We start from the raw sequence: 12,805 nt of genomic DNA on the forward strand, positions 1-12,805 counted from the left end.
TCACACACCGAGCTTCGCGAGCAGGGCCGCCATCTGCGGATCGCCGCCGGCCGACGGCTTCCAGTCGACGTGAACGACGCCGATGTCGCAGTCGCGGAGGTCCTTCACGAACCCCTCAAGCCCGACATTCACGACCTCGACCTTGCGCGCCAGCAATTGCTGATACTGCGGCCTATCCTGATCCGTCATCGTCTCCGCCCTAAAGTTCGTTTTCGTTTTGTCGAGCTAATAAGAAAATACTTACTTAGTCAAGACCGGATTCTCGGGAAATGCGAAATCTCTTTTCGCCGTCGCTTAGTGGATTGGCCGGGAGGCAATTGGGCTAAAAAAATGCTCCGAACTTCGTTCGGAGCAGTTTGGGAGAACTCAAAACCTGATCGATGGCGGCATCATCGTCCGCGAAGTTCATGGCGCAAGTTCATGGCGCAGGACGATCAGACTGCCCGCGAATGCATCCAGTCCGGACGTATGGCCGATCGCCGAGAGCGCCGTGAGCGCGCGACGAAATCCGGCACCCTCGCCGCTCATCGTTGCATGAATGGCCTCATGCAGCGCTGCCGCGCCGTAACCCAGCGCCGCCGCGCGCAAATGAATTCGGCTGATGTCATTGGTGCCGTCGAGCAGTGCGCGGCAATGTTCCCACAGTGCATCGCGACGTTCGATCCGTCTCAGCGCGGCCAGCGCAATCAGCGCCCCGCCGATCAGGTCGTCGCCGGACGGCGTAAGTCCCGGCCCGAGACCGATCAAGCTGCCGAGAGAGAGGCTTTGATTCGCATCGCCATCCGAGCCGGCCACGACTTGCGCGAGAGCCGCGAGACCGGGCATGGCAGCCCGAACGAGGGGAGAAGCATCGCTCGGCACCGGTCCAGACCCGGCGACGGCGAGGCCGTCCTCATTCAGATCACCGCCCCACACCGCATCGACGGCTTCAAGGCCGCGTCGCAGGCTGCTCGTCGACCAGTGCGGTGCAGCGGGCGGCGCCCAGACGGACCGCGCGGCCAGATTTGCCAGCGGCGTCTCCGCGACCAACAGCATGGAGTCCGCGACCCGCACGGGATCGCCTGCCGCAAGTCGCGGCCATCGAAAGTCGCCGAGCACGTGCAACGGCCCCGATCCGATGCCGGCACGTCCAACGCAGATCCAGATCCCGTCGATGACGGCGTAGAACGACCGTTCGAACACGGCGACGACCTGACCCGCGGCGCGATCGCGAAGCGCCCTGTCGGCAAGCAGCCCAACTTCCACACTGGCGCAGACGGCCGCCGCGCGCCCGGGACGCCGCTCGTCCCGCGCACCCATGCGACCAGCCTGCCTTCCGTCAGCTTCGCGGTCTCCGACCAACATCCGCCCTCGCCTCCCTCAGCGTGCCTGGGCCGCGAAGCGTTGCGGCGCGCCGGCCTGGGCCTCGCCGCCCAGATAGGCCGCCTCGAGCAGCGGATCCTCGGCGATGATGTCGGCGGCGCCGCTCTTCAGGATCGCCCCGGTCTCGAGAAGATAGGCCCGGTCGGCCAGCGCGAGCGCGTGGCCCGCCATCTGGTCGACCACCATGATGGTCATGCCCTCGCTGCGCAGCCGCTCGAAGGACGCGAACAGTTCATCGACGACGAGCGGTGCGAGGCCGAGCGACGGCTCGTCCAGCATGAAGATCTTCGGCCCGGTCAGCAGCCCGCGCGCCACCGCGAGCATCTGCTGCTCGCCGCCGGACAACAGGCCGGCACGCTGGTCGATGCGCTCCTTCAGCCGCGGGAAGCGCACGAACATCGCCTCGGTCTCGGCATCGAGGTCCAGGCCCTTGCGCGCATAGGCGCCGAGCTCGAGGTTCTGCTTCACCGTCAGTTCCGGAAACACCTGCCGCCCTTCCGGCACCAGCACGACGCCCGAGCGGGCCCGAACATGCGCGGGCATCGTGTCGATGCGCGTCTCGGCGAGCCGAACTTCGCCCGTGGATCGCGGCGGTTCGAGCCCTGCGATCGACCGCATCAGGGTGGTCTTACCGGCGCCGTTGGCGCCGAGTACGGCAACCGCCTCGCCGGGAGCGACCACCAGATCGATCCCGTTCAAGGCGCGCGACAGGCCATAGAACGAGTCGAGCGTCTTGACCTCGAGTGCAGTGCCCTGCCGCGCCGGCCGCGGCGCGCGGGTCTTCTCGCCCGGCGTGGCGTCGCCCAGGTAGGCCTTGCGGACCGCCGGATCGTTGCGGATCGCCGCCGCATCGCCGATCGCGATGCGCTTGCCGCCGTCGAGCACGACGATCAGATCGCTCAGCGACATGATCATCGGCATGTCGTGCTCGACGATGATGACGGCGATTCCGAGATCGGCGATCCGGCGCAACAGCGCAGTCAGGCACTGCTTGTCGCCCTTCGAGAGGCCCGCCGCGGGCTCGTCGAGCAACAGGATGCGGGGCCGGAGCGCCAGCGCACGCGCGATCTCGACCAGCCGCTTCTCGCCATGGGACAGCGAATCCGCGAGCCGGTCGACGTCGCCATCGACGCCGGCAAAGCGCAGCAGGAACCGGGCGAACCCCTCGGTCTCGGCGTTGCGCAACGCAGAGACGATGCCGCCGAGACGGCCGACCCGCTCGGCGAGCAGGATGTTTTCCAGGATCGTGAGCGAGCCGAACAACTGCGTGGTCTGGAAGGTGCGCGCGACGCCGACCCGCGCCAACAGATGCGACGTCATGCCCGTGACATCGCGCTCGCCGAGCATCACCGTTCCCGCCTGCGGCCGATAAAAGCCGCAGAGCAGATTGAGCGCGCTGGTCTTCCCGGCGCCGTTGGGGCCGATGATGCTGGTGACGGCACCGGGCGCCGCCCTGAACGAGACACCCTGGACGGCGCGCACGCCGCCGAACGAGATCGAGAGATCGGTCACGTCGAGCCCCGCCGCGCTGTGCGTTTCGAGGATCGCCGCATCGGCAAGCGCGGGCGCGATCGCAGTGTCGGCCATGGGCTTGCGTGCCGGCAGGAATTTTGCCGCGAGCTGCTCCGCGAGCCCGACGATGCCGGAGGGCGCGGCGCGCAGCACGACGAACAGCAACACGCCGAAGGCCAGCAGGCGATATTCGGCGAGATCCGACAGCGCTTCCGGCAACAGCACGACCAGCGCAGCACCGATCACCGGACCGAGCACCGAGCCGGCGCCGCCGACCATCACGCCGAACAGCAGCAGCACCGATTGCAGGAACGGAAACGAACTCGGGCTGATATAGCCCTGCAGCGGCGCAAACAGCGCGCCGGCCAGCGCCATCGCGGCCGCCGAGATCACGAAGGCGACGGCGCGCACATGCACCAGATCGATGCCCAGCGAGCGCGTCGCGACCTCGGTATCGCGGGCCGCGCGCATGGCATAGCCCCAGCCGCTGCGCTTCAACCGCTCGAACAGGAAGAGGCCGGCAAACACCAGCACGATGCCGGCGGTAGCCAGGGAGCGCTCCGACAGCGCATAGCCGAACACGCTCGGCGGCGCGCTCAGCATCAGGCCGTTGCCGCCGCCGGTGAGATCGCGCCATTCGATCGTGACATGTTCGACGATGAAGCCAAAGGCAATCGTCACCATCGCCAGATACGGCCCGCGCACGCGCAGCGCCGGCAGCGCAAGCAGGCCGCCGACGATGCTGACCAGCACGATGGCGCCCGCCGTCGCGGCGAGATAGGGCCAGCCGGCCTTCTCCATCAGCAGCACCGTGGTGTAGGCGCCGATGGCCATGAAGCCGATATGGCCAAGCGAGATCTGGCCCGCGAGGCCGAGCAGGACGTTGAGCCCGATGCAGGCGATCGCGGTCAGCGAAATCGTCGCGATCAGGAACACCGCGTAGCTGTCCGCGACCGCGGCATAGCCGATGGCAATCGCGAACGCCGCGACCGCGATAAGAAGAGAGGCGCGAGAGATCATACCTTCTTAACTCCAGCTCGGCCGAGCAGCCCGTGCGGCATGATGACGAGGATGACGATGACGGAAGCGAACGTGATGATCTGGGTGTAGACCGACCCGAGATAGTTGGTCGCGAACACCTCGATCAGGCCAAGACACAGTCCGGCCAGCATGACGCCCCAGGCGCTGGCGAGACCGCCGATGATCGCGGCGGCGAACGCCTTGATGCCGAACAGCGTGCCCATCTCCGAGGAAACGTTGAGCAGCGGCGCGATCAGCAGCGCGGCGACGCCCGCCAGCATCGCCGACACCGCGTAGCTCGCGGCGATGGCGCCGCTGACATTGATGCCCATCAGCCGTGCGGCATTGGGATTTTGCACCACCGCAAGCATCGCGACGCCATGCCGCGTACGGCGGCTGATCAGATGCAGCGCCAGGGCAAGCAGCAGGCCGACCACGGGAATCAGGAGCTGCAGGGGGTAGACCCCTGCCCCCTCCACGATCTGGATCGGCTTGGCCGCGAGCACCGACGGGAAGCTGCGCGGCTCCTTGCCGAACACGAACAGCATCACATTGTCGACGATGATGCCTACCGCAACGGTCGCCATCAGCCAGTTGTCCGACCCGCGCTGCACGAACGGACGAACCGCGAAGCGTTCGATCAGAACGCCGTAGACCGCGCAGACCAGCAGCACCGCGGGGATGCCGATCGCGGCCGGCCAGCCCCACACGACGAGGAAGAAGTATCCGGCAACGGCTCCCAGGGTCATCGAGCTGCCCTGCGAGAAGTTGACCGTGCCGGACACGGCGTAAGTGACGTGAAAGCCCAGCGCGAGCAGACCGTACATGCTCCCCAGCGCCATTCCGGTTATTATCGCCGAAAGAAACGACATCGATGATCACCTCGATCTGCTTGCTGGACGACCGCTGCCGTCAGTTCTTGAACGGCAGGATGTGGTTGTCTTCGAAGTGGGCCCAGATGTAGTCCTGCGCCGTCAGCGCATCGTGCTTGTTCTGGGCGAACGGCTTTTCATAGGTCTTGATCAGGCCTTCCAGCCTGTCGATCCCGTAGAAGCCGTCACGAATGGCGGTCGGATCTGTGCTGCCGGCCTTCTCGATCGCGCCGGCGATCACCTGCACGCTGTCATAGGCATTGGCAAAGCCGACCGCAGGCGTCACGTCCGCGGGCCCCTTGATATCCGGATACTTCGCCTGCAACTCGGCGAGCACGCGCTTGCCGACCGGCGAGAGGTTGCCGAAGAAGCTGTAGGTCTGGACGAACACGACGCTCTCGGCGCTCGGCCCGGCGAGCTCGGTGAAGCGGCCGCCGGCCGGTCCCCAATGCGACACGATCGGCGGCGCCCAGCCCATGCGGTCGAGCGATTTCACCACCTGCGAGGATGGACCGACATTGCCGACCAGAAACAGCGAGTCGGCGCCGGCCTGCTTGAGGCGGGACAATTGCGCGACCACGTCGACATCGTTCGCCTCGAACTTCTCGACACCGGCCGGCTCGATCCCCGCCGCCTTCAGCGCGGCGCGCAGGCCGTGCTCGTTCGATTCGCCCCAGGGATTGTTGACGAGGATGAGGCCCGGCTTCTTGGCGGCGAAGGTCTTGCCGGCGAACGCGACGATCGCCTTGTCGACCTCGTCGTCCATCGCCGAGACGCGGAACACATAATTGGACGCGGCGCCGTTTTGCGTGATGCTGGTTCCGGCGGCCCATGGCACCACGAACGGCATCTTGACGTTGTTGACGAACGGCACGATCGCAAGCTGGACCGGCGTGTCGAGACCGCCGAGCAGCACCGCGACCTTCTCGCGCTGGATCAGTTCGCGCGCGGCGGTCAGCCCCTTGGCGGGATTGCTTTCATCGTCGCGGCGCACCAACTCCAGCGGACGGCCGAGCACGCCGCCCTTCGCGTTGATCTCCTCGATCGCGATCGTGGCGCCGCGGGTCAACGCTTCGCCGGCGCGCGCCGACTGCCCCGACAGCGCCGTGACCAGGCCGATCTTGATCGGCTCGGCAGCCCGCGCCCGCTCCGCAAGCGGCAGCGAGCCTATGAGAATGGCGAGCGCGCCCTGCAAGACAACGCGGCGGCACAGCCCGGTAATGGGGGTACAAGCGTAGCTCATTTCTGCAATTCCTCCCGCTCCGACGGCTCCCGAGCCGCCTCTGGTCCGCCGCCGCCGTTTCCGCGGTCTTGACGGAAGTAAAAACTTTCTTCACAAATCTACGAATGTCAAGCGGCCGATCGCGCGCCGAATGGAGATTGCGATGCAGCGGGAGATTGGAGAGGAACCCGAGCGAGCCGTCTCGCGTGGCGTTCTCGGCGATGCAACATGCGCGCAAACGCCTGATCCGGCGCGCAGTCTCGTCTCTCACGACCGCTATCGCTACAGCGCGATCACGCGCCGCCCCGACTTCGTGTGGCCGAACGGAAAGCGACTGGCGGTCTACATCGCGCTCAACCTCGAGCATTTCGCGTTCGGTGACGGGCTCGGCGCCGAGCTCTGCCCGGGCGGTCCGCACCCGGATGTCCTCAACTACGCCTGGCGCGACTACGGCAACCGGGTCGGCGTGTGGCGGCTGATCGATCTGTTCGACGAACTGAAGCTGCCGCTCTCGGTGCTCGCGAACAGCAGCATCTACCACTACTGCCCGGAAGTCATGGACGCCTTTCGCGCACGCGGCGACGAGGTGGTCGGCCATGGACGGACCAACTCCGAACGCCAGGGCGTGCTCTCCCCTGCCGAAGAACAGCGACTGATCGAGGAAGCGACCGATATCATCGCGCGCGCCGAGGGACGACGGCCGCTTGGCTGGCTCGGTCCGTGGATCTCGCAATCCGCTGTCACGCCGGACCTGCTCGCCGAAGCGGGCTACCACTACCTGCTCGACTGGTGCATGGACGATCAGCCGGTGTGGTTCTCGACACGGGGTGGCGGGCGCATTCTGTCCGTCCCCTATCCACAGGAACTGAACGACATCCCCGCGATTGTCGGACGCAAGGACAGCGGCGAGCAGTTCGCGACCATGATCACGGACACGTTCGAGGAAATGCTGGCGCAATCCGCCAGGCAGTCGCTGGTCATGGGCATCGCGCTGCATCCGTATTTGGTCGGCCAGCCGCACCGGCTGCGGCCGCTGCGGCGCGCGCTGCAGGCGATCGTCGCACAGCGCGACGACATCTGGATCACCACCGCCGGCGAGATCGCGGCATTTTCTCGCGCCCTGCCCGACGGCATCGTGCCGACATAAGAAACCGGAGCCTTCAATTGACCGCCATCGACACATTGTTCCGAAACGCGCGGCTGACCGATGGTCAGCTTGTCGACATCGCCGTCAGCGGCGGCAAGATCGTCGCCATCACGTCGTCCCGGCAAGATCACGGCGCAGTCGGCGTCACCCATGATCTTGGCCGGCGCCTGGTGCTCCCTGGCATGGTGGAAGGTCATATCCATCTCGACAAATGCTTTATCGGCGACGACTGGAAGCCGCATCGCCCCTGCACCGCGGGCTTCAGCGTGCGCGAGCGCGTCAGATTCGAGAAGGAAGCTCTCGCCGGCGCCAGGCCGATCGCCGTTCGGGCAGCAGCCCTGATCGACCTTTGCGTCTCGCAAGGCACGGCTCATATGCGAAGCCATGTGGATGTCGATGCGGAGGTCGGCCTGCGGCATTTCGAGGCGATCGCCGCAGCCCGTGAAGCGCATCGCGAGAAGGTTTCGATCCAGATCGTCGCGTTTCCCCAGAGCGGCATCCTGACATCGCCTGGTACGGCCGAATTGCTCGAGGAAGCCGTTCGCGCCGGCGCCGACCTGGTCGGCGGACTTGATCCCGCAAGCCATGATGGTGACGTCGCCGGGCATCTCGACGTCGTCTTTGGGATTGCCGAGCGGCATGGCGTCGGCATCGACATTCACCTGCATGACGGCGGTCTGCAGGGCATCTCTGAGATCGAGGAAATTGCGCGGCGAACCAAGGCGGCGGGCCTCGGCGGCAAGGTCACGATCAGTCATGCCTACGCGCTCGGCGAGGTGGTCCCTGAAGTGGTTCAGCGTACCGCGCACCGGCTTGCCGAAGCGGGCGTCGCCATTTTAACCAATGCCCCGGGTGCACGCGCATTTCCGCCCGTGCTGCTGCTTCGCTATGCCGGCGTCAACGTGTTCTCCGGCAACGACAACATCCGCGATTCCTGGTGGCCGTACGGCGACGGCGACTTGCTCGAACGCGCAATGATGGTCGGCTATCGCTCCGGGTTCAACACCGACGATCAATTGGCCGCGGCCTTCGACATGGTGACGACCAACGCAGCGCGCGCGCTCGGCCTTGAGGATTACGGCCTCACCGTCGGCGGGGCGGCGGATTTCGTCGTGCTGGACGCACGGCATGTCCAGGAAGCCGTGGTCGCTCGTCCCAAGCCGCGCGATGTCTACAAGGCCGGCCGACTCGTCGCGCGTGGCGGCGTGATGGTGACCGAAGGCACCCGGAAGCAGTGAACAGGGAGGAATCGCCCTTGACGAACAGCCGTAATGCCGATCTCAATCCCAGCTGCTTGCGCCGGGAACCGGACCGCTGCCCGATGTGGCCTGATGCGGACCTGCCTTGCGTGACTACCCGAGCCCAGGCAAGGTTGACGCCGTGACAGAGACGACAGCACAGACCAGCCCCACCCGCACCACCCGCGGAAAAACGCCCGCGCGACTCCGCGCTCACCAAGGAGGCGATCCTGCGCGCGGCGACCTTCGAGTTCTGCCACAATGGCCTCGGCGGCGCACGCGTCGAAGCCATTGCGCAGCGCGCCAAGGCCAACATGCGCCTGCTGTACGCCTATTTCGGCGACAAGAACGGGCTCTACATCGCGGTCCTCGAGGACGTCTACACCGAGATCCGCGCGGCCGAGCAGCAACTCAAGCTGGATGATCTCGAGCCGATCGCCGCGATGAGCGAGCTGATCGATTTCACCTTCACGTTCTTCGGGCAGCACCAGAACTACATCGCCCTGATCAACACCGAGAACCTTCAGCGCGGTCGCAACATGCGCAAGTCGCGCAAGATTGCCGATCTCACCTTGCCCCTGGTTGCAAGCATCGAAAGCATCCTGCGGCGCGGCGTGGCAGCGGGCCTGTTTCGCGGTGACGTCGATCCGATCCAGCTCTACGTCTCAATCACTGCGATGAGCTATTTCCACGTGTCCAACCGCTACACGCTGTCGGCGATGTTCGACAAGGACCTCGGCGATTCGGACTGGCTTGCGCTACGCCGCGAGCATGCGCAGGACATGATCCTGACCTGGCTGACGGCTCCCGTCGGGGAACGCAAGTACAAGTCCGCGGGATCGAAGACGACCGCACGGGCCAGCAAACCATCCCGCTAACGAGCGATCCGCACGAAGCAGCATCGTGCGGATCATGCGCTGGCATGCCCGTCAGCGGGTCGCAACGACGCCGTCGCTGCGCGGATCGCTGGCCCCTTCCATCAGGCCATCCGGATGCCAGACGATCGCGCCGGCGTGTCCCATGAACTCCTCGAACGGACCAGCCACCTGAATGTCGTGGCCGAGCGCGCGTAGCCGTTCGATGATCGCGGGATCGAAGCGCGATTCGATCTTCAAGTTGTTGTTTTCCTCGCCCCAGGTGCGGCCGAGCAACCAGCGCGGCGCCGTGATCGCGGACTGCAGCTCCTGGCCGTGCATGGCGTAACGGCTGAAGATGGCAGCCTGGGTCTGCGGCTGCCCCTCTCCGCCCATCGTGCCATACGAGATCAGCCGCCCGTCGCCGAGTTCGGCCATCGCCGGCTGGATCGTGTGAAACGGCAGGCGTCCCGGATCCAGCCTGTTGGTATCCGCCTCGCCAAGGCTGAAGCTCGTCCCGCGATTTTGCCAGGTGACGCCGGTCTCGGGGAGAATGACGCCCGAACCAAACTCCCAATAGACGCTTTGAATGAAGCTGACGCTAAGCCCATCGCGATCGGTCGCAGCGAGCCACACCGTATCGCCCTGCTTGGACGGATCGGGCCACGGCGCGGCGCGGCGGTCGGATACCGTTTCGTGAAGCGCGGCGAGCGACTGCTCGGACAGGAATTCAGCGGCTGCGCGCTTCATGTAGTCGGGATCGGTGACATGGCCATTGCGAATCCGGAACGCAGCTTTGGTGCATTCGACGAGCCGGTGCAGATGATCGACGCCATCGGCCTCCTCAGCCATGCGCCGGGCATAGAGGGCCAGGATCAACAGCGAAGCCAGCCCCTGCGTCGGCGGCGGCATGTTGTAGACCTTGTGTCCGGACACCTCGACCGTGAGCGGCGTCACCAGCGATGCCTGATGCCGCTCCAGATCAGCCAGTCGCAGCGGGCTGCCTACCCGTTCGAGGTCGGCCGCCATCGAGCGCGCCAGTTCGCCACGATAGAAGTCAGTCAGCCCGGCCTTGGCCAGTCGCCGTAACGTCTCGGCGACTCGCGGCTGCCGCAGCCGCGCACCGACCGCAAGCGGGCTGCCTTGCGGCAGATAGACCTCGGCATAGCCGGGCACGCCTTCGAGCTCATGCCGCTTCTTGCGGATGTTTTCATGCAGCGTGCTGGTGACGGCGACGCCGTCGTCGGCATGGCGGATCGCGGGTTCGAGCAGCCGTGCCAGCGGCAACCGGCCGTCATGACGATCGCGGCTGAGTTCATAGGCCTTCTGCCAGCCGTCGACGGTACCGGCGACGGTGAGCGCGGCGAGCGGGCCGCGGCCGGGAATGCTGCTGCAACCACGCGCGCGATACCAGTCGCGGTCCGCCGCCATCGCAGAGCGTCCGCACGCCTGAATCCCGACCGGCATCGAGCCGGCGCGGCCGACGAGCCAGAAGCTGTCGCCGCCAAGGCCGTTCATGTGGGGATAGACCACGGCAATCGTCGCGGCCGAGGCGATCATCGCCTCGATGGCATTGCCACCTTCCGACAACACGGCGAGCCCCGCCTGCGCCGCCAGGTGGTGCGGCGCGGTCACCATGCCGCCATAGCTTCGTTTTGTCTGCAACATCAGCTCGTTTCTCCCATCCCGGTATGTAATAATATTTTTACTTACCGTGTCAAGGAGCCAGAATCCCGGCTTGGGGATGCGGGGACCCGTCGCCTAGGCGCAACTCCCCCCACCCCGCCGGGCCGTCATATCACCGCCAAGGCTGGCCGTTGACGTTCATCCATCCTGAGGAGCTCAGGCAGCGGCGACCTCGTGCCCCGCCATCACTTCCAGCGCCTTCAGGATTGCCGAATGGTCCCAGGCCTTGCCGCCGAGGGCGGTGCAGGTGTTGAACAGCTGCTGGGCGGCGGCTGTGCCTGGCAGCGACAAGCCGAGTGCCCGCGCGCCTTCCAGCGCGAGGTTGAGATCCTTCTGATGCAGCTCGATGCGGAAGCCGGGATCGAAGTTGCGCTTGATCATGCGATCGCCGTGCACCTCAAGGATCCGGGACGAGGCGAAGCCGCCCATCAACGCCTGGCGCACCAGCGCTGGATTGGCGCCCGCCTTGGAGGCGAACAGCAGGGCCTCGCTCACCGCCTCGATGGTCAGCGCGACGATGATCTGGTTCGCAACCTTGGTGGTCTGGCCGTCGCCATTGCCGCCGACATGGGTGACGTTCTTGCCCATCGTCTCGAACACGGGCTTCATCGCATTGAACGCCCGCTCCCGCCCGCCGACCATGATGGTCAGGCTTGCGGCCTTTGCGCCAACCTCGCCGCCGGACACCGGCGCGTCGAGATAGTCGGCGCCGAGCGCATCGATCTTGCGGGCAAACTCCTTGGTCGCGAGCGGCGAGATCGAGCTCATATCGACCACGATCATGCCTTTGGAGACGCCCTCCGCGACACCGCCTTCGCCGAACAGCACGGCTTCGACATGTGGCGTATCCGGCACCATGACGATCACGGCGTCGGCTTCCTGCGCGACTTGCTTGCCGGACTCGCAAGCAATGCCGCCGGCTGCAATCAGCTCCGGCGGAATGGGTGCGACGTCGTGCAGGAACAACCGATAGCCGGCAGCCAGGAGGTGGCCCGCCATCGGACGTCCCATGGTGCCGAGCCCGATGAATCCTATGTCTTTCATTGTCGTCGCTCCTGTCAGCCGGATTAAGTCACGAGGGTCTGCGCGGCGTGCCAGGCGAGGCTCTCGAGCGTGGTCGTCCGCGGCTTGTATTCGCATCCGATCCAGCCGCGATATCCGATGCTGTCGAGATGCTTGAACAAATAGGAATAGTTGATCTCGCCGGTGCCCGGCTCGAAACGGCCCGGATTGTCGGCGAGCTGGACATGCGCGATCCGGCCGAGATGCTTCTGCAGGGTCCGCGCCAGATCACCTTCCATGATCTGCATGTGATAGATGTCGTACTGGATGAACAAATTGGGTGAGCCGACGTCGGAAATCAGCTGCACCGCCTGTTCCGTCCCGCTCAGGAAGAAGCCGGGAATATCGAGCGTGTTGATCGGTTCGACGAGCAGCTTCATGCCATGCTGCGCGAGCGCGCTGGCGGCGAAGCGCAGGTTGGGCACCAGAATTTCGCGCAGCTCTGCCGCATCCGCTCCGGCAGGAGCGATGCCGACCAGGCAGTTCAGCTGCCGGCACTCCAGCGCCTTGGCGTAGTCGATCGCGCGCACCACGCCGTCGCGAAATTCATCGACCCGATCGCGCAGGATCGCGATGCCCCGCTCGCCGGCCGCCCAATTGCCGGCCGGAAGATTGTGCAGCACCTGGGTCAGCCCGCAGCGCGACAATTCCTCGCGCAACGCGGCCTTCTCGAACTCGTAGGGAAACAGATACTCGACGGCATTGAAGCCGGCGGCCTTGGCGGCTGCGAACCGATCGAGGAACGGCAGCTCGTTGAACAGCATGGTGAGGTTGGCGGCAAACTGAGGCACCGGTCGGATCTCCGCTTGGGACAGCGCTGGGTGATGTCG

11 protein-coding genes are annotated in these 12,805 nt (G+C 65.7%); 3 read left to right on the top strand and 8 right to left on the bottom strand.

What is annotated here, in order from left to right; translation table 11 throughout:
* The 5 genes from AKN84_RS11565 to AKN84_RS11585 all read right to left on the bottom strand — a co-directional run bounded on the left by AKN84_RS11565 (position 1) and on the right by AKN84_RS11585 (position 6,009).
* Positions 1-189 carry a hypothetical protein gene (locus tag AKN84_RS11565; RefSeq protein WP_050420843.1) on the bottom strand — a complete coding sequence of 63 codons (189 nt, stop codon included), beginning with the start codon at positions 187-189 and terminating at the stop codon, positions 1-3.
* 216 nt (positions 190-405) lie between these two features.
* A complete protein-coding gene (locus tag AKN84_RS11570) occupies positions 406-1,035 on the bottom strand; it encodes an oxamate carbamoyltransferase subunit AllH family protein (RefSeq protein WP_244485041.1) in 630 nt (209 codons plus the stop codon).
* A 324-nt stretch (positions 1,036-1,359) separates the two neighbouring features.
* Positions 1,360-3,894, bottom strand: coding sequence for a branched-chain amino acid ABC transporter ATP-binding protein/permease (locus AKN84_RS11575; protein ID WP_050420845.1), 2,535 nt, complete (start codon positions 3,892-3,894; stop codon positions 1,360-1,362).
* On the bottom strand, positions 3,891-4,766 hold the full coding sequence (locus AKN84_RS11580) for a branched-chain amino acid ABC transporter permease (protein ID WP_050420846.1): 876 nt from the start codon (positions 4,764-4,766) through the stop codon (positions 3,891-3,893). Before AKN84_RS11580 ends, AKN84_RS11575 begins: the two co-directional genes overlap by 4 nt.
* Positions 4,767-4,806: 40 nt before the next feature.
* Positions 4,807-6,009, bottom strand: coding sequence for an ABC transporter substrate-binding protein (locus tag AKN84_RS11585; RefSeq protein WP_128970684.1), 1,203 nt, complete (start codon positions 6,007-6,009; stop codon positions 4,807-4,809).
* Between the two features lie 142 nt (positions 6,010-6,151).
* Between AKN84_RS11585 and AKN84_RS11590 the strand changes: the two genes are divergently transcribed.
* The 3 genes from AKN84_RS11590 (at position 6,152) to AKN84_RS11600 (ending at position 9,251) form a co-directional block, all read left to right on the top strand.
* Positions 6,152-7,135, top strand: a complete 984-nt coding sequence (locus AKN84_RS11590) for a polysaccharide deacetylase family protein (RefSeq protein WP_128970685.1) — start codon at positions 6,152-6,154, stop codon at positions 7,133-7,135.
* A 17-nt stretch (positions 7,136-7,152) separates the two neighbouring features.
* On the top strand, positions 7,153-8,373 hold the full coding sequence (locus tag AKN84_RS11595; RefSeq protein ID WP_050420848.1) for an amidohydrolase family protein: 1,221 nt from the start codon (positions 7,153-7,155) through the stop codon (positions 8,371-8,373).
* Positions 8,374-8,603: 230 nt separating this feature from the next.
* Positions 8,604-9,251 (top strand): TetR/AcrR family transcriptional regulator, encoded by a 648-nt coding sequence (locus AKN84_RS11600; protein ID WP_244485057.1) that lies wholly within the window; start codon positions 8,604-8,606, stop codon positions 9,249-9,251.
* A gap of 51 nt (positions 9,252-9,302) precedes the next feature.
* Here AKN84_RS11600 and AKN84_RS11605 read toward each other — a convergent pair whose 3' ends face one another.
* The 3 genes from AKN84_RS11605 to hyi all read right to left on the bottom strand — a co-directional run bounded on the left by AKN84_RS11605 (position 9,303) and on the right by hyi (position 12,766).
* The gene (locus tag AKN84_RS11605; protein ID WP_050420850.1) at positions 9,303-10,895 is read right to left on the bottom strand and encodes a gamma-glutamyltransferase family protein; all 1,593 of its coding nucleotides are present in this window, start codon (positions 10,893-10,895) and stop codon (positions 9,303-9,305) included.
* Between the two features lie 174 nt (positions 10,896-11,069).
* A complete protein-coding gene (locus AKN84_RS11610; protein WP_050420851.1) occupies positions 11,070-11,957 on the bottom strand; it encodes a 2-hydroxy-3-oxopropionate reductase in 888 nt (295 codons plus the stop codon).
* 23 nt (positions 11,958-11,980) lie between these two features.
* Entirely contained in the window at positions 11,981-12,766 is a 786-nt protein-coding gene (hyi, locus tag AKN84_RS11615) for a hydroxypyruvate isomerase (protein ID WP_050420852.1), read from the bottom strand.
* Between the last annotated feature and the right edge of the window lie 39 nt (positions 12,767-12,805).

This window comes from Bradyrhizobium tropiciagri, assembly GCF_001189845.1.
GTDB classification, from domain to species: domain Bacteria; phylum Pseudomonadota; class Alphaproteobacteria; order Rhizobiales; family Xanthobacteraceae; genus Bradyrhizobium; species Bradyrhizobium tropiciagri.